21 protein-coding genes are annotated in these 20,709 nt (G+C 66.2%); 3 read left to right on the forward strand and 18 right to left on the reverse strand.

What is annotated here, in order from left to right; genetic code table 11:
- The first annotated feature begins 13 nt into the window (after positions 1–13).
- Together AC1RMG_RS25170 and hemE are read left to right on the forward strand one after the other, a co-directional pair.
- A complete protein-coding gene (locus AC1RMG_RS25170; RefSeq protein WP_011058828.1) occupies positions 14–1,432 on the forward strand; it encodes an FAD-dependent oxidoreductase in 1,419 nt (472 codons plus the stop codon).
- 210 nt (positions 1,433–1,642) lie between these two features.
- The gene (hemE, locus tag AC1RMG_RS25175) at positions 1,643–2,710 is read left to right on the forward strand and encodes a uroporphyrinogen decarboxylase (protein ID WP_011058829.1); all 1,068 of its coding nucleotides are present in this window, start codon (positions 1,643–1,645) and stop codon (positions 2,708–2,710) included.
- A gap of 136 nt (positions 2,711–2,846) precedes the next feature.
- Here hemE and AC1RMG_RS25180 read toward each other — a convergent pair whose 3' ends face one another.
- Positions 2,847–4,106, reverse strand: coding sequence for an MFS transporter (locus tag AC1RMG_RS25180; protein ID WP_311167128.1), 1,260 nt, complete (start codon positions 4,104–4,106; stop codon positions 2,847–2,849).
- Positions 4,107–4,226: 120 nt separating this feature from the next.
- Between AC1RMG_RS25180 and AC1RMG_RS25185 the strand changes: the two genes are divergently transcribed.
- Positions 4,227–5,126 carry a LysR family transcriptional regulator gene (locus AC1RMG_RS25185; RefSeq protein ID WP_401335469.1) on the forward strand — a complete coding sequence of 300 codons (900 nt, stop codon included), beginning with the start codon at positions 4,227–4,229 and terminating at the stop codon, positions 5,124–5,126.
- Here the strand turns inward: AC1RMG_RS25185 and AC1RMG_RS25190 are convergent.
- From AC1RMG_RS25190 to AC1RMG_RS25270, 17 genes are all read right to left on the reverse strand, one after another.
- Positions 5,094–5,585 (reverse strand): hypothetical protein, encoded by a 492-nt coding sequence (locus AC1RMG_RS25190; protein WP_015633873.1) that lies wholly within the window; start codon positions 5,583–5,585, stop codon positions 5,094–5,096. The genes AC1RMG_RS25185 and AC1RMG_RS25190 overlap by 33 nt on opposite strands.
- A gap of 191 nt (positions 5,586–5,776) precedes the next feature.
- Positions 5,777–6,223, reverse strand: a complete 447-nt coding sequence (locus AC1RMG_RS25195; RefSeq protein ID WP_015633874.1) for a hypothetical protein — start codon at positions 6,221–6,223, stop codon at positions 5,777–5,779.
- Between the two features lie 62 nt (positions 6,224–6,285).
- Complete coding sequence (locus AC1RMG_RS25200) at positions 6,286–6,735, reverse strand: hypothetical protein (protein ID WP_065364845.1); 450 nt, start codon at positions 6,733–6,735, stop codon at positions 6,286–6,288.
- Positions 6,736–6,760: 25 nt separating this feature from the next.
- Positions 6,761–7,987: a beta-ketoacyl-ACP synthase gene (locus tag AC1RMG_RS25205; protein WP_011058835.1), complete on the reverse strand. Its 1,227-nt coding sequence runs from the start codon at positions 7,985–7,987 to the stop codon at positions 6,761–6,763.
- Positions 7,987–8,715 carry a 3-oxoacyl-ACP reductase FabG gene (fabG, locus tag AC1RMG_RS25210; RefSeq protein ID WP_011058836.1) on the reverse strand — a complete coding sequence of 243 codons (729 nt, stop codon included), beginning with the start codon at positions 8,713–8,715 and terminating at the stop codon, positions 7,987–7,989. The genes AC1RMG_RS25205 and fabG overlap by 1 nt, the downstream gene beginning before the upstream one ends.
- Entirely contained in the window at positions 8,712–9,185 is a 474-nt protein-coding gene (locus AC1RMG_RS25215) for a hotdog family protein (protein ID WP_152685893.1), read from the reverse strand. Before AC1RMG_RS25215 ends, fabG begins: the two co-directional genes overlap by 4 nt.
- Positions 9,182–10,378 (reverse strand): beta-ketoacyl-[acyl-carrier-protein] synthase family protein, encoded by a 1,197-nt coding sequence (locus AC1RMG_RS25220; protein ID WP_262211966.1) that lies wholly within the window; start codon positions 10,376–10,378, stop codon positions 9,182–9,184. Before AC1RMG_RS25220 ends, AC1RMG_RS25215 begins: the two co-directional genes overlap by 4 nt.
- Entirely contained in the window at positions 10,375–10,860 is a 486-nt protein-coding gene (locus AC1RMG_RS25225; protein WP_015633878.1) for a hypothetical protein, read from the reverse strand. Before AC1RMG_RS25225 ends, AC1RMG_RS25220 begins: the two co-directional genes overlap by 4 nt.
- Positions 10,857–11,618, reverse strand: coding sequence for a class I SAM-dependent methyltransferase (locus AC1RMG_RS25230; RefSeq protein WP_019095190.1), 762 nt, complete (start codon positions 11,616–11,618; stop codon positions 10,857–10,859). Before AC1RMG_RS25230 ends, AC1RMG_RS25225 begins: the two co-directional genes overlap by 4 nt.
- Positions 11,615–12,862 (reverse strand): NAD(P)/FAD-dependent oxidoreductase, encoded by a 1,248-nt coding sequence (locus AC1RMG_RS25235; protein ID WP_015633880.1) that lies wholly within the window; start codon positions 12,860–12,862, stop codon positions 11,615–11,617. The genes AC1RMG_RS25230 and AC1RMG_RS25235 overlap by 4 nt, the downstream gene beginning before the upstream one ends.
- Positions 12,849–14,039 (reverse strand): cation:proton antiporter, encoded by a 1,191-nt coding sequence (locus AC1RMG_RS25240; RefSeq protein WP_493170497.1) that lies wholly within the window; start codon positions 14,037–14,039, stop codon positions 12,849–12,851. The genes AC1RMG_RS25235 and AC1RMG_RS25240 overlap by 14 nt, the downstream gene beginning before the upstream one ends.
- Positions 14,033–16,375 carry an MMPL family transporter gene (locus tag AC1RMG_RS25245; RefSeq protein WP_019095193.1) on the reverse strand — a complete coding sequence of 781 codons (2,343 nt, stop codon included), beginning with the start codon at positions 16,373–16,375 and terminating at the stop codon, positions 14,033–14,035. Before AC1RMG_RS25245 ends, AC1RMG_RS25240 begins: the two co-directional genes overlap by 7 nt.
- Positions 16,359–17,039, reverse strand: coding sequence for an outer membrane lipoprotein carrier protein LolA (locus tag AC1RMG_RS25250; protein WP_019095194.1), 681 nt, complete (start codon positions 17,037–17,039; stop codon positions 16,359–16,361). Before AC1RMG_RS25250 ends, AC1RMG_RS25245 begins: the two co-directional genes overlap by 17 nt.
- Positions 17,036–17,461 (reverse strand): acyl-CoA thioesterase, encoded by a 426-nt coding sequence (locus tag AC1RMG_RS25255; RefSeq protein ID WP_011058845.1) that lies wholly within the window; start codon positions 17,459–17,461, stop codon positions 17,036–17,038. Before AC1RMG_RS25255 ends, AC1RMG_RS25250 begins: the two co-directional genes overlap by 4 nt.
- Complete coding sequence (locus tag AC1RMG_RS25260; RefSeq protein ID WP_493170499.1) at positions 17,454–18,998, reverse strand: HAL/PAL/TAL family ammonia-lyase; 1,545 nt, start codon at positions 18,996–18,998, stop codon at positions 17,454–17,456. Before AC1RMG_RS25260 ends, AC1RMG_RS25255 begins: the two co-directional genes overlap by 8 nt.
- Positions 18,979–19,935 (reverse strand): lysophospholipid acyltransferase family protein, encoded by a 957-nt coding sequence (locus AC1RMG_RS25265; RefSeq protein WP_493170501.1) that lies wholly within the window; start codon positions 19,933–19,935, stop codon positions 18,979–18,981. Before AC1RMG_RS25265 ends, AC1RMG_RS25260 begins: the two co-directional genes overlap by 20 nt.
- A complete protein-coding gene (locus AC1RMG_RS25270; protein WP_493170503.1) occupies positions 19,932–20,666 on the reverse strand; it encodes a glycosyltransferase family 2 protein in 735 nt (244 codons plus the stop codon). Before AC1RMG_RS25270 ends, AC1RMG_RS25265 begins: the two co-directional genes overlap by 4 nt.
- Positions 20,667–20,709: the final 43 nt, after the last annotated feature.

Below are 20,709 nucleotides of genomic sequence, written 5' to 3' on the forward strand. Positions count from 1 at the left end.
TGAGGTTTTGATAATGGCTGAACGTCTGAATAACGACTTCCAGTTCATCGATGTCGGGCGCAAGGATCCGAAGAAGAAACTGTTGCGTCAACGCAAGAAAGAGTTCGTGGAAATCTACGAACCCTTCAAACCCCAGCAGTCGGCCGACCAGGCCCATCGCTGCCTGGGTTGTGGCAACCCGTATTGCGAATGGAAGTGCCCGGTGCACAACTTCATTCCCAACTGGCTCAAGCTGGTGGCCGAAGGCAACATCCTCGCCGCCGCCGAGCTGTCGCACCAGACCAACACCCTGCCGGAAGTCTGCGGCCGGGTGTGCCCGCAGGATCGTCTGTGCGAGGGCGCCTGCACCCTCAACGACGGGTTTGGCGCGGTGACCATCGGTTCGGTGGAGAAGTACATCACCGACACCGCCTTCGCCATGGGCTGGCGCCCTGACATGTCCAAGGTCAAGCCCACCGGCAAACGCGTGGCGATCATTGGCGCGGGCCCGGCAGGCCTGGGCTGTGCCGACGTGCTGGTGCGTGGCGGCGTGACCCCGGTGGTGTTCGACAAGAACCCGGAAATCGGCGGTCTGCTGACCTTCGGTATCCCCGAGTTCAAGCTGGAAAAGACTGTGCTGAGCAATCGTCGCGAAGTCTTCAGCGGCATGGGCATCGAGTTCCGCCTGAACACCGAGGTGGGCAAGGACGTGACCATGGAGCAACTGCTCGCCGAATACGATGCGGTGTTCATGGGCATGGGCACCTACACCTACATGAAGGGCGGCTTTGCCGGTGAGGACCTGCCGGGCGTCTATGACGCGCTGGATTTCCTGATCGCCAACGTCAACCGCAACCTGGGCTTTGAAAAGTCGCCGGAAGACTTCGTCGACATGAAAGGCAAGAAGGTGGTGGTGCTGGGCGGTGGCGACACCGCGATGGACTGCAACCGCACCTCGATCCGCCAGGGCGCCAAGTCGGTGACCTGCGCCTATCGTCGTGACGAAGCCAACATGCCCGGCTCGCGCAAAGAGGTGAAGAACGCCAAGGAAGAAGGCGTGAAATTCCTCTACAACCGCCAGCCGATTGCCATTGTCGGTGAAGACCGAGTCGAAGGCGTGAAGGTGGTCGAGACCCGTCTCGGCGAGCCGGACGCCCGTGGCCGCCGCAGCCCCGAGCCGATCCCGGGTTCTGAAGAGATCATCCCGGCCGACGCCGTGGTCATCGCCTTCGGTTTCCGTCCAAGCCCGGCGCCATGGTTCGAGCAGTTCAGCATCCAGACCGACAGCCAGGGCCGTGTCGTGGCCCCGGAACAGGGCCAGTTCAAGCACCAGACCAGCAACCCGAAGATCTTTGCCGGTGGTGACATGGTGCGCGGTTCTGATCTTGTGGTGACGGCGATCTTCGAAGGGCGCAACGCCGCCGAAGGCATCCTCGACTACCTGGGCGTCTGACCCACCTTGCAGGAGCCGGCTGGCCGGCGAACAACGATAACGCGGTGCTGTTGATGCACCGCGTCGATCGCTTCGCCAGCAAGCTGGCTCCTACGGGATCTGTGCCCGTCCCGTGACAAATTGACCCCATAGACATAAAGAAACGGCTCTTGCCGTGCCTTTTGTGTCGCGCTCTGAGAAAATGCCCCCACTTTTTTTCCGGATGCCGACATGACTGCCCTGAAGAACGACCGTTTCCTTCGTGCCCTGCTCAAGCAACCCGTAGACGTCACCCCGGTGTGGATGATGCGTCAGGCTGGGCGCTACTTGCCTGAATACCGTGCCAGCCGCGCCAACGCCGGTGACTTCATGAGCCTGTGCATGAACCCGGAGTTCGCTTGCGAAGTCACTCTGCAGCCTCTGGACCGCTATCCACAGCTGGATGCGGCGATCCTCTTCTCCGACATCCTGACCATCCCCGATGCCATGGGCCAAGGCCTGTACTTTGAAACCGGCGAAGGCCCGCGCTTCAAGAAAGTGGTCAGCACCCTGGCCGACATCGAAGCCCTGCCGATCCCCGATCCGCACAAGGACCTGGGCTATGTAATGGATGCGGTCAGCACCATTCGTCGCGAACTCAACGGCCGTGTGCCGTTGATCGGTTTCTCCGGCAGCCCCTGGACCCTGGCCACCTATATGGTCGAAGGCGGCTCCTCCAAGGACTTCCGCAAGTCCAAGGCCATGCTCTACGACAACCCGCAAGCCATGCACCTGCTGCTGGACAAGCTGGCCCAGTCGGTCACCGCGTACCTGAACGGGCAGATCCGTGCCGGCGCGCAGGCGGTGCAGATCTTCGACAGCTGGGGCGGCAGCCTCTCGGCGGCGGCCTACCAGGAGTTCTCCCTGGCCTACATGCGCAAGATCGTCAGTGGCCTGATCCGCGAACACGACGGGCGCAAGGTTCCGGTGATCCTCTTCACCAAGGGCGGCGGCCTGTGGCTGGAAAGCATTGCCGATGCCGGCGCGGACAGCCTGGGCCTGGACTGGACCTGTGACATCGGCGAAGCCCGCCGCCGGGTCGGCAGCAAGGTATCGCTGCAAGGCAACATGGACCCTACCGTGCTCTACGCCAACCCGCAGGCGATCCGCAGCGAAGTTGCGCGCATCCTCGCCAGCTACGGCAAGGGCAGCGGCCACGTGTTCAACCTGGGCCACGGCATCACTCCGGAAGTGAAACCGGAGCACGCCGGAGCCTTCCTGGAAGCGGTGCACGAGTTGTCGGCGCAATACCACGAATAAGCGCCTCCCTAAAAAACGCCCGGCACCTGCCGGGCGTTTTCATTGGCGGACACTTTTTGCAGGAGCCAGCTTGCTGGCGAAAGGGCCCTCAAGGCCTGCGCCTGCCTGGCGGACCATTTCGCCGGCAAGCCTGTTCCTACAAAGGGGGGAGTTTGGCGAGTTTCATGGCGATCAACAGGGCCCCGATCAGCAAGGCGCCGATAAACAGGCCGATGCCGTTCCACCCCGCCAGGTGCCAGAACACCCCGCCGGCGGTGCCGGCAATGCTCGAGCCGGCGTAGTAGCTGAACAGGTACAGCGACGACGCCTGGCCCTTGGCCTTGGTGGCGCGACGGCCGATCCAGCTGCTGGCCACCGAGTGGGCACCGAAGAAGCCGAAGGTGAACAGCAGCATGCCGATCAGCACCAGGGACAGCGGGGTCAGCAGGGTCAGGGCGATCCCCGCCAGCATCAGCACGATGGTGCCCCAGAGCACCCGGCGCCGGCCCAGCTGGTCGGCCAGGGCGCCGATCTTCGCCGAGCTGTAGATGCCCGAGAGGTACACCACCGACAGCATCCCGACCCAGGCCTGGCTCAGTTGATAGGGCTCGGCCAGCAGGCGGTAGCCGATGTAGTTGAACAGGGTGACGAATGCCCCCATCAGCAGGAAACCTTCGAGGAACAGCCAGGGCAGGCCGGCATCGCGAAAGTGCATGGCAAAGCCGTCCAGCAGGCTGCGCGGGTGCAGCGAACGGGGGCGGAAATTGCGTGATTCGGGAAGGATGCGCCAGAACACCGCGGCAGCGATCAGTGCCAGGCCGCCGATCACCAGCATCGCCGTGTGCCAGCTGACGAAGTCGATCAGCACCCCGGTGATCAGTCGCCCGCTCATGCCGCCGATGGCGTTGCCACCGATGTACAGGCCCATGGCCAGGCCGATGTGCTGGGGGTGGATCTCCTCGCTCAGGTAAGTCATGGCCACCGCTGCCAGCCCGCTCAGGGACAGGCCCACCAGCGCGCGCATCAGCAGCACCCCGTGCCAGCTCGGCATCAGCGCACTGGCGATGGTGCACAGGGCGGCGGCCAGCAAGGCGGCGACCATCACCGGCTTGCGACCGATGCGGTCGGAAACCGGCCCGGTGATCAACAACCCGATGGCCAGCATGCCGGTGGCGACCGAGAGGATCAGGCTGCTCTGGGCGGCATTGATGGAAAAGTCCCGGGACAGCAGCGGCATCATCGGCTGTACGCAATACAGCAGGGCGAAGGTGGCAAAACCGCCGGAGAACAGCGCCAGCACGGTGCGCATGAACATCGGCGTGCCTTTTTCGATATAGGCCTCGTTGAGCTGGGCGACCACCTCGTCCAGGGGCGTGGCAGGGGGTTCGTGGGCGGAGGGGGCAACAGCGGATTTCACGGGGGACCTCGGGGGGAACGCAGCCGGTCAGGCAATGGAAAAAGCATATAGCTGGCTAATGATTCTTTCCAATATATTGTTCGACCTGTTTGATAGGTTTTAAGACTTAATGAGGCCCTCATGGAACTGCGTCACCTGCGCTACTTCATCGCTGTCGCCGAAGAACTGCATTTTGGCCGTGCAGCCCAGGTGCTGGGCATCTCCCAACCGCCCCTGAGCCAGCAGATCCAGGCGCTGGAGCAGGAGGTGGGGGCGCGCCTGTTTGAACGCACCAATCGTCGGGTCGAGCTCAGCGAGGCCGGGCGCCTGTTCCTGGAAGAGGCGCGGCTGGTACTGGCCCAGGTGGACAAGGCCGCGGACGTGGCGCGGCGTGCGCAGCTGGGCGAGCTGGGGGAACTGAAGATCGGCTTCACCTCGTCGGCGCCCTTCAATTCGACCATTCCCCAGGCGATCTTCGCCTTTCGCCAGCGCTTTCCCGCGGTACACCTCAAGCTCAAGGAAATGAGCAGCACCCAGGTGGCCGAGGCCCTGGTGGACCAGGCGATCCAGGTCGGCATCATGCGGCCCTTGCCCCTGCCGGATTCGCTGTCGGTGGTGGAGCTGCTGCGCGAGCCGCTGGTGGCGGTGCTCAGTTCCAAGCACCCGCTGGCCAGTGGCAGTGAAGAGGGGCTGCGCCTGGCGGAGCTGGCCCATGAGCCCTTTGTGTTTTTCCCCCGCAGCTATGGCAGCGGCCTGTATGCGCAGTTGCTGAGCCTGTCCCGGGATGCCGGCTTTACCCCGCATTTCGCTCAGGAGGCGGCGGAAGCCATGACCATCATTGGCCTGGTGGCGGCGGGGTTGGGGGTGTCGGTGCTGCCGGCGTCCTACCAGCGCATGCGCATCGACGGCGTGGTCTATCGCCGCCTGCTGGACCCGGCGGCGATGTCGGCGGTGTGGCTGGTGCAGCGCAAGGATCAGGCTTCGCCCATGGCCAAGGCCTTTGTCGAGCTACTGACGCGCAAGACCGGGGCTACGCCCTGAGGGGCTGTTGGGCCGCACCGGGGCCTGCAGGTTCACTAGGTCGCCGCGCAGGGCCACTCCGGCCATCAGTACCCCGGCATGGCATTCGTAGGTGTTGAGGTCCTTGCGCACGTGGTGCTTGTAGTAGCTGACGATATTGGTCACTGCGTTGGCGCCGACCCGCTTGGCTGCGGCTTGCAGGGTGATCAGGGCCGACTGCAGGGCCCATTCGCAGGCGGCGATATCGCTCTTGTTGAAAGCGTTGGTCTTCTTGTTGGTGGTGACTTCGGTGAGCCGCACCTGGAGCACTGGCGGAAGTGGGTTGCCGGCCAGATGGAAGCTCACGCTGCCATCCAGGCGCCCGGCGCGCTCGGCGTCGGCCACGACTTTCTCGAAGGGCATGTACATCAGGTTGGTGGCCTGGCTGGCGGGGCTCAGGGTCGTTAGCAGGGCCAGGGCAATCAGTGCTTTCACTTGCATGGTCGGCTCCTTGACGGACGTGAAAGGGGCGCCACTGTCACGCCGGCCGATGCCCGATCGCGCCACTTGGCTCCCGCAGGCGGCGGTCACCCGGCCTGCTGTTGCGAGTGTAGACGGCGATTGGCGCGCTTTCGGAAAATCCCGGAAACGCAAAGGGCGCCCCAGGCGCCCTTTGCGTTGTCAGTCGCAGGTCACTGGACCTTGGACAGATCCCCGCGCAGCGCTACACCAGCCATGATGGCGCCGGCATGGCACTCATAGGTGGTGGCGTCCTTGCGCTCGTGGCTCTTGTAGAAGCTGGCAATGTCGGTCACGGCGTTGGCGCCGACTTTCTTCGCCGCTTCATGCAGGGTGATCAGTGCCGACTGCAAGGCCCACTCGCAGGCCACCTGGTCGGCCTTGCCGAAGGCATTGGTCTTCTTGTTGGTCACGGCGCCGGGGCTCAGCACGCTGACCTTGCCGGCCGGCTTGTTGCCTGCCAGGTAGAACTTCACGCTGCCGTCGATCTTGCCGGTGCTGATGGCCTCGGCCACGACCTTGTCGAAGGGCAGGTACAGGGTGGTATCGCGGGCCTGGCTGACGCCGGGCAGGGTGCACAGCAGCAGGGTGGCGGTGGCCGCCAGTGTCTTCAAACGCATCGCATTCTCCATGACATCAAAGGGGGTGAAGCAGCCCTGTGACCAGGGTCACAGGGAAGGGCTCATTGTGCGGCCGGGAAGCTCTTGGCCGCGGCATCCGACAGCTGTTGCGCGGCCCGCTCGTTCTGGTCGTCCCGCAGTTCGCGCAGGATTCCCTTGTCCAGCAGGCGCACCCAGCGGATGTAGTTCTTGTGGATCTTGCCGTCCTTGTAGTCCATGTCGCGGCTGTCGCGGTAGACGATCTTGTAGTAGCTGGCGGAGTACTGGATATCGATCTCCGCGTGGAACTGTTGACGCACGGTGATCTCGGCCTGGATCAGCTCCGGGCTGACGCGCTGCACGGTCCACTTGCGGGCTACGAGGTTCTTCAGGATCGCCTGCTTGACCTGCTCCTGGTCGGCCTGGATGGTGGCCGGGAGCACCCGGTTGGGGGTGTACATGCGCTTGCTGGTACAGGCGGTGACGCTCAGCAGGGCAAGGACGATGAGGGTGGCGCGAAACAGGGAAGACATTCCATTTCTCCAGTGAGGTGAGGCATCAGGACCAGCGGCGGAAGATCAACGAGGTGTTGACGCCGCCAAAGGCAAAGTTGTTGTTCATCACGTATTCGTGGCTCATGGCGCGAAAGCCTCCCTGCAGGTAGTCCAGCTCGCCGCAGCGGGGGTCGACCTGATCCAGGTTGCAGGTGTGCACATAGAGGTCGCGGTTGAGCATCTCGATGCTGAACCAGGATTCCAGCGCGCCGCAGGCGCCCAGGGTGTGGCCGAGGAAACTCTTCTGCGAACTGATGGGCATGCGGCTGCCGAACAGGCTGCTGGTGGCCAGGGTCTCGGCGATGTCGCCTTGCTCGGTGGCGGTGCCATGGCCGTTGACGTAGCCGATGGCCTCCGGGGCCAGGGCCCCATCCTCCAGCGCCAGCTCCATGGCCCGGCGCATGGTGCTCTGTTCGGGGCGGGTGGTGTGCTGGCCGTCGGCGTTGCTGCCGAAGCCGACGATTTCCGCGTGGATGCGCGCGCCACGGGCCAGGGCGTGCTCCAGCTCCTCGAGCACCAGCATGCCGCCACCTTCGCCGATCACCAGGCCGTCACGGCCGCTGTCGTAGGGGCGCGGGCTGGTGTGCGGCGCATCGTTCTTCAGGCTGGTGGCATACAGCGCGTCGAACACCATGGCTTCGGTGGGGCACAGTTCCTCGGCGCCGCCGGCGAGCATCAGCGGCAGGCGGCCGAACTTGATCGCCTCATAGGCGTAGCCGATGCCCTGGCTACCGCTGGTGCAGGCGCTGGAGGTAGGGATCAGGCGCCCGGTCAGGCCGAAGAAGATGCTGATATTGGCGGCGGTGGTGTGGGGCATCATGCGCACGTAGGAGTTGGCGTTGAGCCCCTCGGCCACCGAGTTGAGCAGCATGTTGCCGAAGGCCTTGATCTCGTCGGTGCTGCCGGTGGAAGAACCACAGGCCACGCCCATGCGTCCGTCCTTGATCGACGGGTCGCCCAGCAGCCCGGCGTCGGCCAGGGCCTGCTCGGCGGCGCCCACGGCCAGGCGCGAAACCCGGCCCATGCTGCGCAGCTGCTTGCGGGTCCAGTGCCCGGGCACCTGGAAGTCATCGATGGGGCCGGCCAGGCGGGTGTTGAGTTCGCTGAACCTGTCCCACTCGTCCATGCGCCGGATGCCGCTGCGGTTGGCGGCAAAGCGCTCGGCGATGCTGGCCCAGTCGCTGCCCAGGGAGGTGATGCCGGCCATGCCGGTGACGACCACGCGTTTCATCAGCACAGGCCCCCGTTCACCGACAGCACCTGGCGAGTGATGTAGGACGCTTCGGCGGACATCAGGAAATTCACCGCGCCGGCCACCTCTTCCGGGGTGCCCATGCGCTGCGCGGGAATCATTTTCAGCAGTTCTTCCACCGGCACGTTTTCATCCAGCATGGCGGTGTCGATCAGCCCCGGGGCCACGCAGTTGACGGTGATCTTGCGCTTGCCCAGCTCGATGGCCAGGGCCTTGGCGGCGCCGATCACGCCGGCCTTGGAGGCGCTGTAGTTGACCTGGCCACGGTTGCCGATCAGCCCCGAGACCGAGGTGATGCAGACGATGCGCCCGGCTGCGCGGCGGCGGATCATGGGCATCATCACCGGGTGCAGGACATTGTAGAAACCGTCGAGGTTGGTGCGCAGCACCTGGTCCCAGTCCTCTTCGCTGAGGGCCGGGAAGGCGCCGTCGCGAGTCAGGCCGGCGTTGAGCACCACGCCGTAATAGGCGCCATGGGCTTCGACATCGGCCTCCAGGGCAGCCCGGCAGGCCTCCCGGTCCGATACATCGAATTGCAGGACGCGGGCGCTGCGGCCCAGGGCCTGGACTTCGCCCCTGACGGCTTCGGCTTCGGTGCGGCCGCTGCGGCAGTGCAGCACCAGGTCATACCCGGCCCGGGCCAGACGCAGGGCGATGGCACGGCCGATGCCACGGCTGGAGCCGGTGACCAGTACGGAGTCAGTCATGACGGTGTTCCTGTAGAAGAGGCAGGTGTTTCATGCAGGTAGTCGGCGGCCTGGGGCGGACGGAACACGTTCAGGCGCGCGCTGGCGGAGATGCCGGGGCCACTGAGGTGGCACTCGAACACGCCCATGCCGTTGTCGTCTTCCAGAGAGCGCAGGGCATGGATTTCCAGGGTGCTGCCGAGGGGGAAGTGCTCGACATTGCATTCGAATTTGCGGGTGCCCAGAAGAAAGCCCAGCTCCACCGGCAAGCCTTGCTGGCGGGCGCGGCAACCGGCGTAGGCGGCCACGCTCTGGGCCATCAGCTCGACGCCGACCCAGGCCGGCAGGCTGCCGTCGGGGCGGTTGAACAAGCCACCGGGGCGAACTTCGAGGCGGGTGCGGATCTGTTCTTCATCAAAGGCCAGGACCTGATCGATGAGGATCATGTCCCCGGCGTGGGGCAGCAACTCGGCGAGCGGCCAGTCAATCATGGGGCGTCTCCGATAATCAGGCTGACGTTGTTGCCGCCGAAGGCGAAGGAATTGCTCATCAGGCGGCGCGGTGCGTGGGGAGCCAGGCGATCGTCCGGGGTGACCCAGCGCAGTGGAGGCAAGGCCGGGTCGGCCTGGGCATCCCAGACATGGGGCGGCAGCGCCAGGCCGGGGTTGTCGGTACTCAGGGCCAGCCAGCAGAACGCCGCCTCCAGGGCCCCGGCGGCCCCCAGGGTGTGGCCGCTCATGGGCTTGGTCGATGAGCAAGGCACGCCTTCGGGGAACAGCTGCGCAACGGCCAGGCTTTCCATGGCGTCGTTGTGCTGGGTGGCGGTGCCGTGCAGGTTCAGGTAGCCGATCTGCTGTGGCTGCAGGCCGGCGCTGCGCAAGGCCTGGCTCATGGCCTGCAGGGCGCCGCGGCCATCGGGGGCCGGGGCGGAAATATGGTAGGCGTCGGAGCTGGCGCCACCGCCCAGCAGGGCAACAGGGGCGTCGCCGGCAGGCTCCCGGCTCATGAGGAACAGCACCGCCGCTTCACCGATGTTGATCCCGTCGCGGTTGCGGGAAAAGGGGTTGCAGCGCTGCCCGGAGACCGCCTCCAGGGCTGTGAAACCATTGAGGGTCAGCTTGCACAGGCTGTCGACCCCGCCGCACAGCACGGCGTCGCACAGGCCCAGATCGAGCAGGCGCCGGGCACTGATCAGGGCCCGGGCGCTGGAGGTACAGGCGGTGGAAATCACATAGGCCGGGCCGCAGAGTTGCAGCCATTGGGCGAGGAAGTTCGCCGGCGCGCTGAGCTCCTGCTGACGGTAGTCGTAGCCCACCGGGAATTGCCGGTCCTGCAGGTAACGGGCGATGCCCCGGCTGGCTTCGTCGATGCCCGACGTGCTGGTGCCCAGGACGATGCCGATGCGGCCATGGCCGTAGCGCTGGATGGCCTGCTGGATGTCGTCTTCGATCTGCCGGGTGGCCTCCAGCAGCAGCTGATTGTTGCGGCTGTTCTGGGCTTCGAGGCCCGCCGGCATGCCCGCCAGCGGGCTGCGCACTGCCGCCACCGGCAAGGTGCGCTCGGGCACCCAGTGGCTTTCGTCGCGCATGCCCGAACAGTCGCCGGCAAACAGGCTGCGGGCGACTTCCTGGCGATTGCGGCCCAGGGCGCAGATCACCCCGAGGGCGTTGAGGTAAGCCGTCATGGCGTGGCCTCGGTGCTCAGAGCCGTGATGTGGTAGTGCGGGCCTTGGGGCAGGTTCAAGGTGAAATCCAGAGCGTGTTGATAGTCGACTCGCCAGCGCGGGCCGAGGGTACGTTGGGCGCCCTGTTGCCGGGCGTGCGGATAATTGGCCTGCAGTTCGGCCACAGGCGTCAGGGCGAACAGCAGGGCCGCGAACAGCTCCCGGGCCTCCGGGTTGGGTGGCAGCAGGCCGTCGGCCTGCCAGTGTCCGCCCACCAGGCGCTGACGGGCCTGGGGAATGCCCAGCGGGTCCATCAGCGACCAGCGCAGGTCCGGGCCTTCGGCCTGGATCACCAGCAGCCAGTCCTGGCGCTGGTCCTGAAGCTGGCGCTGTACGTGGAGCTGCAACGGCAGCACCAGCGAGGGCGTGCGCTCGGGCAGCGGAGCCTGACTGACGCAAGCGCTCAGCAACAGGACACAACCGAGCAGCAGGGCACGGATCATTCGGACGGACCTTCCTCGGCAACAGGGGGAGCGAGCGGCTTGCGGGCCACCACATTGACCAGGGTTTCCTCGCGCTGGCCCACCGGCGGCGGCTGGCGCAGGCCGAAGCGCTCCAGCAGGCCGAAGTCCTTGGCGCGACTCCACCACAGGTAGGGATAAGACACGTTCTGCGGGCCGAATTCAAAGCCCTGCTGACGAATCATCTGCAGGTACTGGGCGGCGCTTTTCTGCACATGCATCGGATGGCGGAACAGCCAGCGGATCACCCAGGTGTCGATATAGGCCTCGGTGGATTCGGCAAACAGCAGGTAACCCCCGGGCTTGAGCACCCGGTAGAACTCGGCCAGGGCTTTTTCCTGTTCCACCAGGTGGTGGAAGGTCTGGTGGCAGAACAGCAGGTCGACGCTGGCGTCGGCCAGTTCCAGGGTCGCGCAGTCGCTGCCGATCAACTCCACCTGCATCTGCTGGCGCCGGGCTTCCTCGGCGCTGAGCTTGAGGCTGTGGGGGTCGGCGTCCAGGCCGATCAGGCGTTGCGGGGCGAACACCTGGCGCAGGTACTGGAACGACTTGCCCTGGCCGCAACCGGCGTCCAGCAACACCGGATGCCGGGGCAGTTCGCCATCGAACAGCGAGCGCAGGTCATTGATCGCCACCCGCAGCACATGGTGCTGCCAGGTGTGGCTGCGCAGGAACCAGAAGCCGAAGCGGGTTTCCTCGACGTAGCTGTCACTCAGGTACTGGCTGGTTTGCTCACTCATGCGCGGTCCCTCGCACAGACTTCCGAGAGGGCCTTGAGCCGGCGCTTGGGCTCGCTGACGAAAGGGTTGCGTTCATCCCAGGCATAACCGGCGAGGATCGAGCTGATCATGCGGCGGATTTCCGGGGAGCTGCCCGGATGGTAGATCACGTCCTGGAAAGTGCCGGCGTACCAGCCCTCGACGTAGCAGCGGAAGGTGTCCACGCCGCGTTTCAGCGGTTCGGCGAACTCCGTCGCCCAGTCGACGCCCTGGCCCTGCAACTGCCGGTGCAACACGGCGGCGGCCATGCTCGCGGAACGCATGGCGATGGTCACCCCGGAAGAGAACACCGGGTCGAGGAATTCCGCGGCGTTGCCCAGCAGGGCGAAGCCCGGGCCATGCAGGGTGCTGACGTTGGCCGAGTAGCCGCCGATGGTCCGCGCCGGGGTGTCCCACTCGGCGTATTGCAGCACCTTGGCCAGGCTCGGGGTTTCGCTGATGAAGCCCCGCAGGCAGGCGTCCAGGTCGCCATCGCGCCCGGCGAAATGCTCTTGGGCGGCCACCACCCCTACCGAGCAGCGGCCGTTGCTGAAGGGGATGCTCCAGAACCAGATGTCGCGGTGCTCGGGGTGGGTGGTGATGAGGATCTTGTTGCGGTCGAAGTGCTCGCAGTCGATGCGGTCTTCGACATGAGTGAACACCGCTCGGCGTACCGGAAAGTTCGACGGCGCTTCCAGTTCCAGCAGACGCGGCAGGACCCGGCCGTAGCCGCTGGCGTCGAGGATGAAGTCGGCTTCGATGCGGTACTGGCTGCCGTCTTCACGGCGGCAGTCGAGCTGCGGCAAGGGCCGCTCCACCTCCACCGCGACAATCTCTTCGCCGTAGCGGATCTCCACCCCTTGCAGGGCGGCCTGGTCGGCCAGCAGCTTGTCGAAGTCGGCGCGCTGCACCTGGAAGGTGGTGGGCTTGCCATTGCTGAAGGTGTCGCCGAAATCGAAGGTGCTGTAGTGCTCGCCCCAGGCGAAGGCCGCGCCGTTCTTGAGCTGGAAGCCGGCGGCTTGCACGGCCTCCAGCATCCCGGCTTCCTCGACGAAATCCAGGCAGTGGGACAGCAGGCTTTCACCGATGGAGAAACGCGGGAAATGTTGCCGCTCGACGATCAGCACGTCGTGGCCCTGGCGCTTGAGCAGCGCGGCCGCGATGGCCCCCGAGGGGCCGGCACCGATCACCACGACTTGGCGACGTTCCATTTCAACTGTTGGCACTGGGGCTCCTTGCCGGTTTGGCGATGTTCAGGTTCAAGGGGGCAGCGTGGGGCGCCGCCTGGGGAGTTCGGTGCATTCCGGCCAGGGCCGGCAGCAGGGTGGCGATCAGGCCCATGAGCATCAGCGCGAAGTACAGCGCCGGGCTGATCAACTGTTGTTGCAGCAGCAGGTTGAGAAAGACGATCTCGCTCAAGCCGCGAATGTTCAGCAGCAGGCTTTCCCGCCAGCGGCTGGCGCCGGTAAAGGAAGCGCCGGCCCAGACCAGGCCCAGCCAGTTGCCCAGCAGCTTGCTGGCAATCGGCAACAGCAGCAGGGCCGCCAGTTGCACCCAGCCGAGGCTGCCCATGGCGCTGTGCACATCGATCTGCACGATGCCGAAGGTCAGGATCAGCGGGATGGCGATGTAGGTCTGCAAGCGGTTCATCCAGGCAGCCTGTAACGGCAGCACCAGCGCCAGCTTGAGGGCGGCCATGCACAGCAGGTAGCCGATGCCGAAGATCAGCGCATTGAGCCGGTAGTGCTCGGCCACCACCAGCAGGCCGAAAAAGCCCAGGCTGTAGAGCAGCGGCTGGCGCAGGCCCAGGCCGCGCAGCACCAGGGGCAGGCAGGCACCGGCCAGGGGCAGCAGCAGGCTGCTCAGGTGCAGGCTGCCCTGGGCCAGGGCGAACAGGCTCCAGCAGGTCAGGTCGATGAGGATCGCGGTCTGCACCAGGCGCCGGGTGGCGGCGGGCGGGTACTGGATGTGCCGCAGGTACAGGTAGAGCACCGGGATCGCGGTGATGGCGAACAGCAGGCCGACCGCCAGGGAGCTGATCCAGGGTTGCGCCGGCAGCAGCCAGAAGGCGGTGGCCAGGCCGCAGGCGAAGGGAATGCCGAAGCTCGGCACGGCGATCTTCAGGCTCTGGCGGTCCAGGCGCAGGTCGATCACGTCACTGAGGATATGCCCCAGCAGCAAGGCAAAGCTCAGGCTGTACAGATGCTTGAGCCACTGCGGCGAAACCAGCTGCGCACCACTTAGCTGCCAGTGCGGTTCGATCCACAGCAGCATCAGCAGCGGCAGGCCGAAGGTCGCCAGCAGCAGCTGGCTGACAATCGGGATCAGGCCCAGGCGCCGGCCGATGTGGGTGGCCAGGGCAAACAGCGCCAGGGCCAGTAGCCAGAACATCAGGGTCAGCATGCTGCACGCTCTGCGTCGGGCGCCGGGTGCGGCCTGTGGCCGGCCCAGGGCGCGAGGATGAAGCTGAAGGCCAGCCCCAGGCTGACCGCCAGACCGAAGTTGCTCACCGCCGGGGTGCTGGAAATGGCCAGCAGGCCGAACGACAGCCAGGTGGTCAGTGCCGCCAGCAGCGTGCCCAGCAGGCTCACCGCGGCGCCGCCGATCTGCTCGCGCATGAGGATCGCGTAGTCGACGCTGATGGCCGTCACCAGCAGCAGGCCGAACAGGCTGAACAGGGTCAGCGGCTGGCCCAGCCAGCCGAGGCTGGCCAGGCTGCACAGGGCTGCCAGCAGGGGCAGGGCTACCAGGCGCAAGGCGCCGCCGAGGCCGAAGGGCAGGATCAACAGCAGCACGATCAGCACGCAGGAGGCCAGCTTGAGTTCGGCGGCGCTGACCTGGGTGGCGGCGAATACCCGGTTCAGCTCACCCAGGCGGTCCACCAGTTGCACCCCTGGCAGATCATCGGCCTGGATTCGCAGCAGGGCGGCGTCGTTCAGCCCCTGCAGGCTGACCATGGCGGCCACGCCGTTGGCGTTGGCTCCCAGCCACAGCGGGCGATAGGGCTCGGCCAGCGGCCCGGAAAGCGCGGCGTCGAGGTCTTCCACCGGCAATTGCTGCAGCTGTTCCAGCTCCGCTTGCAGGGCGACCAGGGGCACCCCCAGGTCCAGCAGCGGCTGCCAGAAACGCGGCAGCTGTTTGAGGGCTTCGCGCACCTGCTGTTGTTCGGTCGGTTGGCTGAGCAACTGGTTCAGCGACAGGTAGCCCTTGAGCTTGCCCAGGTTCACCAGCTGTTGCAGGCGCAGGTCCAGGGCCTCCAGGCGCTCCAGCAGTTGCTGCTGATCGGTGGCGCGCACCAGGAAGAACTGGCTGGTGGGCTGATAGCCGGTGATCCGCGCAATGGCCTGGGCTTCCTGCAGCAACTGCGGCGGTGCGCCGACCCATTGGCGGATGTCGTTCTTGCTCTCGAGCTGCCACAGGCCGGCGGCGCAGAACAGCGCCAGCAATACCAGCAGCACCGGGCTGGGCACCCGCTTGAGCAAGGCCGCGCGGGCCTGCAGCAGGGCTTGGGCCACTTGCAGCGGCCATTGCGCCGGGCGCAGTTGCACCCCCTTGAGCAGTGCCGGCAGCAGGCACACCGCCGCCAGGTAGGCGCCCACCAGGCCGGCGGCGGAGAACACGGCGATCTGGGTCAGGGCCGGGAACGGGGTCCAGGCCAGGGCCAGGTAGCCGATGCAACTGGTGGCCAGGCTCAGGCTCAACCCCGGCAGGGTCAGGCGCAGGGCCGGCCAGCTGCGCCAGGGTTTCAGGCTCCAGCTCTTGGACAGGTAGTGCAGGGGGTAGTCGACGGCCACGCCGATCAGGCTCGACCCCAGCACCAGGGTCATTACGTGCATGCGGCCGAACAGCGCCACGCAGGCCACGGCGCCGAACAGCATGCCCACCAGCACCGGGACGAAGGCCAGCAGGGCACGCCAGCGGCGGAAGGCCAGCAGCAACAGCAAAAGGATGCCCAGGGTGGCGCCGCCGCCGACCCAGGTGATTTCCCGGGTGGCCTGTTGCTGGCCGTTGGCGGCGTACAGCAAACCGCTGGCGGCCAACAGTTGTACCTGTTGCTGGCTGGCCTGCTCACGGCTGTGGCGCAGCAGGTCAGCCACTTGCAGAGGCAGTTGCATGTCGAAGGCGTTGCCGCCGGTGCGGGCCCGCAGCAATACCCAGTGCTGGCCGTCGGCCTCGGCCACCAGGGCGCCGCTGCCGATGTCCAGTTGCACCGCGCCGTGTTGCGGCTGGCTGTTCTGGATACGTCCGGTCAGGCCCAGCCAGTCATCCTGGCTGGGCACCAGGGTAAAGCCGCCGAACGGGTCGAACAGGCTCTGCACCCGTTGCTGGATAAACGCCTGGGGCTGCTGGGCCAGTTGCTCGCGATCCTTGGCCCCGAGCATCGCCAGGCGGCCCTGCAACAGTTGCTGGCGCAGCGCCGGCAGGTCGGCCTGGAGGTTCCACTGGACCTTCTCGAACAACCCGCTGGCCTGCCATTGCTCGGCCAGTTGCCGGGCCATGGCCACTGCCTGCTGACGTTCGGCATGCCCCACCAGCACCAGGATTTCCCGGTTCAGCGGTTCCTGCATGCGTTGCTCGGCCTGTTGCTCCAGGGCATCCGGGGCGGTGCCGGGTACCAGTTCCATGAGGTTGGCCGACAGCGGCGCGCCATGGCGCCATTGCCAGGCACCGAGGGCCAGGACCAGGGTCAGCAGAATCAGGAAAAACCGCGGCAGCCAGCGTTCACTCGGCAAAGTCATGTTGCTCCGTTTCACTGAGCGGCTGGGCGCTGCTGCTGTCCTGCATGATCAGCAGGGTGCGGTCGCCCTGGGCTTCCAGCAGTTCGATGCGCTGCACCAGCTCGCCGCCGTCGATGTTGATCTGGTTGAAGATCTGTTTCAGCAGCAGGGAACGGGGGATCAGTTGCAACTGCCAGTTCTGCGCGCTGCCTTGCAGCTTGAGTTCGAAGTCCCGCTGCAGGCCGCTGCTGTCGCCTTGCAGCACAGCGAGGAACAGGCGGTTCTGCTCGGCCCCGGCGCTCTTGCCGGGAAGCATCTGCCAGCCGCCGCCATCGCGCCGGGCGATGCCCTGGGCAGTGATGCGGTAGTCCTGTTGCAACGGGGTCTGCAGCAGCCACAGCAGGCCATGGTTTTTCGCCAGCACGAAGTGACCCTTGCTGGTCAATGGCTGGGGCAGGGCCCGCAGGTGTTTTTCCTGGATGAAACGACCGTGGATCACCTCCGGCCGCGACAGTTGATCGCTCAACTGTTGCAGGTCGAAGGCCTGGGCCAGCCCCGGCACACACCAGAGCACCAAGAGCGTGGGCGCGAGCTTGCTCGCGAACCGCCGCACCACGGTACGCAGCCTCATGCAGCTGGCAGGCAGACCGACCCTCTTGGCGAGCAAGCTCGCTCCTACCTTCATGGCAAGGCCCTCGCGACGGCATCGGTGAAGACCTTGGGCGAGGCCAGTTGCATTTCCCGGCTGGCGATCTCCACGGCCACCTGCACCGAGCTGGCGCGGGTCATGCGCTCGCCCGTGGCCTGGTCGGTGATCAGGTAATTGATCTTCAGCCGGCTTTCCCACTCCACCAGGCTGGCGCGCACGTTCAGGGTCTGGCCGAACACCGCGCCGCGCACGTAGCGCAGTTGCAGGTCGATCACTGGCCAGGCGTAGCCGGATTCGAGCATCTGCTGGTAGTTGTGGCCGAGCTTGTCCAGCAGGGCGCAGCGGGCGACCTCCAGGTATTTGACGTAATGCCCGTGCCAGACGACGTGCATGGTGTCGACGTCGAAGAAGGGCACCTGGATCTGGGTGTCGGCGTGGATCACTCCCTTGCTACGCATGCAGCCTCCAGTGTTGTTCGGCGATGCGTTGCAGGCACAGGCGCAGTTCGTGCTCCAGGGCGCGGTCTTCGATCACCGGTGCGAAGTCCTCGGCCAGTTGCCGGTGCATGGCATCCAGGGCTGGTGGCAAAGGCCGGGCATCGGCTTCCTGGCTGCGCAGCCAGACCCCCTGGTTGGCCGCCAGCAAGGTGGCGGCGGCCACTTGCTCGGTGAGCTCCAGCACGCGGATCGCGTCCCGGGCGGCGATGGTGCCCATGCTCACCTTGTCCTGGTTGTGGCACTCGGTGGAGCGCGAGAACACGCTGGCCGGCATGGTGTTTTTCAGGGCCTCGGCGGTCCAGGCGCTGGCGCCGATCTGCACCGCCTTGAAGCCGTGGTTGAGCATGGCGCGCTCGGCGCTGGCGCCGGAAAGGTTGCTCGGCAGGCCGTGGTTGTAGCGCACGTCCACCAGCAGGGCCAGTTGCCGGTCCAGCAGGTCGGCGACGTTGGCCACCAGGTTCTTCAGGCTGTCCATGGCGAAGGCGATGTGCCCGCCATAGAAGTGCCCGCCGTGCAGCACGCGCTCGGCCTCGGCGTCGATGATGGGGTTGTCGTTGGCGCTGTTGAGCTCGGTCTCGATGAAATCGCGCAGCCAGTTCAGGCTGTCGGCCAGCACCCCCAGTACATGGGGGGCGCAGCGCAGCGAGTAGCGGTCCTGCAGGCGATGCAGGGGCGCGGTCGGCGCGTCGATCGCCAGGTCCTGGCGCAGCCAGGCGGCCACTTGCATCTGCCCCGGGTGCGGCTTGGCGGCGAACAGGCGTTCGTCGAAATGTTCCGGATTGCCCTGCAGGGCCACCACGTTGAGGGCGGTGATGCGGGTCGCCAGGCGCAGCAGGTAGTCGGCCCGGGCAAAGGCCAGGCAGGCCAGCCCGGTCATTACCGCGGTGCCGTTCATCAGCGCCAGGGCTTCCTTGGGCCGCAGCACCAGGGGTTCCCAGCCCAGCTCGCGGTGCACGTCGGCGGACTCACGCCGTTCGCCGCGGAACATCACCTCGCGTTCCCCGGACAGGGTTGCCGCCACATAGGACAGCGGCGTCAGGTCGCCGCTGGCGCCCACCGAGCCCTCTTCCGGGATCAGCGGCAGGATGTCCTGGTCGAGGAAGGCCTGCAGGCGCTCCAGCAGTTCCACGCGCACCCCGGAAACCCCGTGGCACAGCGACTGCAAGCGCGCCGCCAGCACCGCACGGGTAGCCTGGGCGTCCAGCAGCTTGCCCAGGCCGCAACCGTGGAAGGTGTACAGATGGCGCGGCAACGCCTCGACGTGCTGCAGCGGCACCGCCACCACGCAAGAGTCGCCGTAGCCGGTGGTCACGCCGTAGATCACCCCTTCCTTGTCCAGCAGGGAATCGAGGAACTGCGCGCCCTTGGCGATCCGCTGGCGCCAGGCGGCGTCGCCTTGCAGGCGCGTCGGCACCTGGCGGTTGGCCAGGGCCAGCACGTCTTCGATGCGCAGGGGGTGTTCGCCGAAGGTTACCGGCTCATGGGTCGAGGTCGTCATCGGTCTTCCAGAATGGGTAAAAGTTGAACCATTGTTGCGGGGCTTGCAGGCAGTACTGGCCCAGGCGCTCGGCGTAGCGGGCGGTCCACTGGGCGATCACCTGCTGGCGGTCATTGCGTTTCCACTGCACGGCGTCGGCGAAGGGCTCGAGGATCACCTGGTAGCGGCCTTGCTGTTTCAGGCACAGCAGCAGGTTGACCGGGCACTTGAGCAGCCCGGCCAGCAACCAGGGGCCCTGGGGGAAGGCGGCCGGGTGGCCGAGGAAATCCACCCGCACGTTGCGCCCGCCGTGCAGCGGCACGCGGTCCCCGGCAATCGCCAGCCATTCGCCGCGATCCAGGCGCTGGCTCAGTTGCAGCATGATCGCCGGGTCCAGCTCGCTGACCTGGATCAGCCGCAGGTTGCTGGCGCCGGCCTCGCCCAGCAGGCGGTTGAAGCGTTCGGCGTGCTTGGTGTGCACCAGCACGTTCATGGTCACCTGCTCCCCCAGCTCGGCAAGGGCCCGGCACACTTCCAGGTTGCCCAGGTGCGCGCCCACCAGCATCTGCCCGCGTTCGCCGCGCAGCTGGTGGCGCAGTTGCGCCGGGTCGACGATCTCGATCTGTTCGATGCGCAGTTTGCCGTTCCACACGTCGAGCTTGTCCAGCAGGGCATCGGCAAAGGCCATGAACTGGCCGAACACCCGCCAGTGGCTGGAGCGCAACTCGTCGCGCCCGCTCCATTGGGCCAGGTGCTGCTGGTACTGCCAGATGCTGCGCCGGGCCCGGCGGCCGAACAGGAAGAAGTAGAACACGATGGCGTACAGCACCGGGCTCAGCAGCCGGCGCCCCAGCACCCGCACGCCCAGGGCGGTGAGCTTCATCAGCCAGAAGCTGCCGCGCTCCTGATGGTCGGCCCAGTGTTCGTTGCCGGGCTCCTTGGGTTGCTCCTGGCTCATGGACGCCACCGGCGCCAGAGGATCAGCGGCAGGCGCGCCAACATGCCGATGAACAGCTTGGCGTGCATCTTCGAGATCAGCGCGTTGTCATGGAACAGGCGAAAGTGCGAGAGGCCGTCCTGGGGATAGTGGACCCGGGTCGGCAGCCAGCGCATGGGCTGGTTGCGCCAGGCCAGGCGCACCAGGATCTCCGGATCGAAGTCCATGCGCCGGCCCAGTTGCACCGAGTCCAGCAGGGCCAGGGTCGGTGGCAAGGGGTAGACCCGGAAGCCGCACATGGAATCGGGAATCTGCAGTGACAGGCTGTTGATCCAGACCCACACGTGGGTCAGGTAGCGGGCATACAGGCGCCCCTTGGGCACGCTGGCGTCGTACTGTGGATAACCGCAGACCAGCGCCTCGGGGTGGGCCTGGGAGTGCTGGATGAAGTTATCCACATCCGTGAGGTCGTGCTGGCCATCGGCATCGACTTGCAGGGCATGGCTGAAGCCCAGCTGCGCGGCTTCGCGCAGGCCGGCCATGACCGCGCCGCCCTTGCCCTGGTTGATCGCCAGGCGGATCAGGAACACCTGGTCTCGGCCGGCCAGTTGCTCCAGCACCGCCGCGCATTGGGGGCTGCTGGCGTCGTCCACCAGGACACAGGGCAGGCCGCGGGCCAGGAGCGCCTCGACCACCGCCGGCACGGCGGTTTCATGGTTGTAGACCGGGATCACCGCGCAAGGCTTATGCATGGCAGCGGGCCCCTTTAGCGTAGGCGCTGGCTTGCCAGCGAAT

It is taken from the genome of Pseudomonas sp. GW822-FHT04H02 (genome assembly GCF_058800645.1).

Bases quoted from the DNA above. Each gene is read 5' to 3' on its own strand.
- AC1RMG_RS25265 (WP_493170501.1), bottom strand. From the start codon at position 19,935: ATGAGCCAGGAGCAACCCAAGGAGCCCGGCAACGAACACTGGGCCGAC.
- AC1RMG_RS25185 (WP_401335469.1), top strand. From the start codon at position 4,227: ATGGAACTGCGTCACCTGCGCTACTTCATCGCTGTCGCCGAAGAACTG.
- AC1RMG_RS25230 (WP_019095190.1), bottom strand. From the start codon at position 11,618: ATGAGTGAGCAAACCAGCCAGTACCTGAGTGACAGCTACGTCGAGGAA.
- AC1RMG_RS25250 (WP_019095194.1), bottom strand. From the start codon at position 17,039: ATGAAGGTAGGAGCGAGCTTGCTCGCCAAGAGGGTCGGTCTGCCTGCC.
- AC1RMG_RS25205 (WP_011058835.1), bottom strand. From the start codon at position 7,987: ATGAAACGCGTGGTCGTCACCGGCATGGCCGGCATCACCTCCCTGGGC.
- AC1RMG_RS25220 (WP_262211966.1), bottom strand. From the start codon at position 10,378: ATGACGGCTTACCTCAACGCCCTCGGGGTGATCTGCGCCCTGGGCCGC.
- fabG (WP_011058836.1), bottom strand. From the start codon at position 8,715: ATGACTGACTCCGTACTGGTCACCGGCTCCAGCCGTGGCATCGGCCGT.
- AC1RMG_RS25200 (WP_065364845.1), bottom strand. From the start codon at position 6,735: ATGTCTTCCCTGTTTCGCGCCACCCTCATCGTCCTTGCCCTGCTGAGC.
- AC1RMG_RS25215 (WP_152685893.1), bottom strand. From the start codon at position 9,185: ATGATTGACTGGCCGCTCGCCGAGTTGCTGCCCCACGCCGGGGACATG.
- AC1RMG_RS25255 (WP_011058845.1), bottom strand. From the start codon at position 17,461: ATGCGTAGCAAGGGAGTGATCCACGCCGACACCCAGATCCAGGTGCCC.
- AC1RMG_RS25240 (WP_493170497.1), bottom strand. From the start codon at position 14,039: ATGCTGACCCTGATGTTCTGGCTACTGGCCCTGGCGCTGTTTGCCCTG.
- hemE (WP_011058829.1), top strand. From the start codon at position 1,643: ATGACTGCCCTGAAGAACGACCGTTTCCTTCGTGCCCTGCTCAAGCAA.
- AC1RMG_RS25260 (WP_493170499.1), bottom strand. From the start codon at position 18,998: ATGACGACCTCGACCCATGAGCCGGTAACCTTCGGCGAACACCCCCTG.
- AC1RMG_RS25245 (WP_019095193.1), bottom strand. From the start codon at position 16,375: ATGACTTTGCCGAGTGAACGCTGGCTGCCGCGGTTTTTCCTGATTCTG.
- AC1RMG_RS25170 (WP_011058828.1), top strand. From the start codon at position 14: ATGGCTGAACGTCTGAATAACGACTTCCAGTTCATCGATGTCGGGCGC.
- AC1RMG_RS25225 (WP_015633878.1), bottom strand. From the start codon at position 10,860: ATGATCCGTGCCCTGCTGCTCGGTTGTGTCCTGTTGCTGAGCGCTTGC.
- AC1RMG_RS25195 (WP_015633874.1), bottom strand. From the start codon at position 6,223: ATGCGTTTGAAGACACTGGCGGCCACCGCCACCCTGCTGCTGTGCACC.
- AC1RMG_RS25270 (WP_493170503.1), bottom strand. From the start codon at position 20,666: ATGCATAAGCCTTGCGCGGTGATCCCGGTCTACAACCATGAAACCGCC.
- AC1RMG_RS25190 (WP_015633873.1), bottom strand. From the start codon at position 5,585: ATGCAAGTGAAAGCACTGATTGCCCTGGCCCTGCTAACGACCCTGAGC.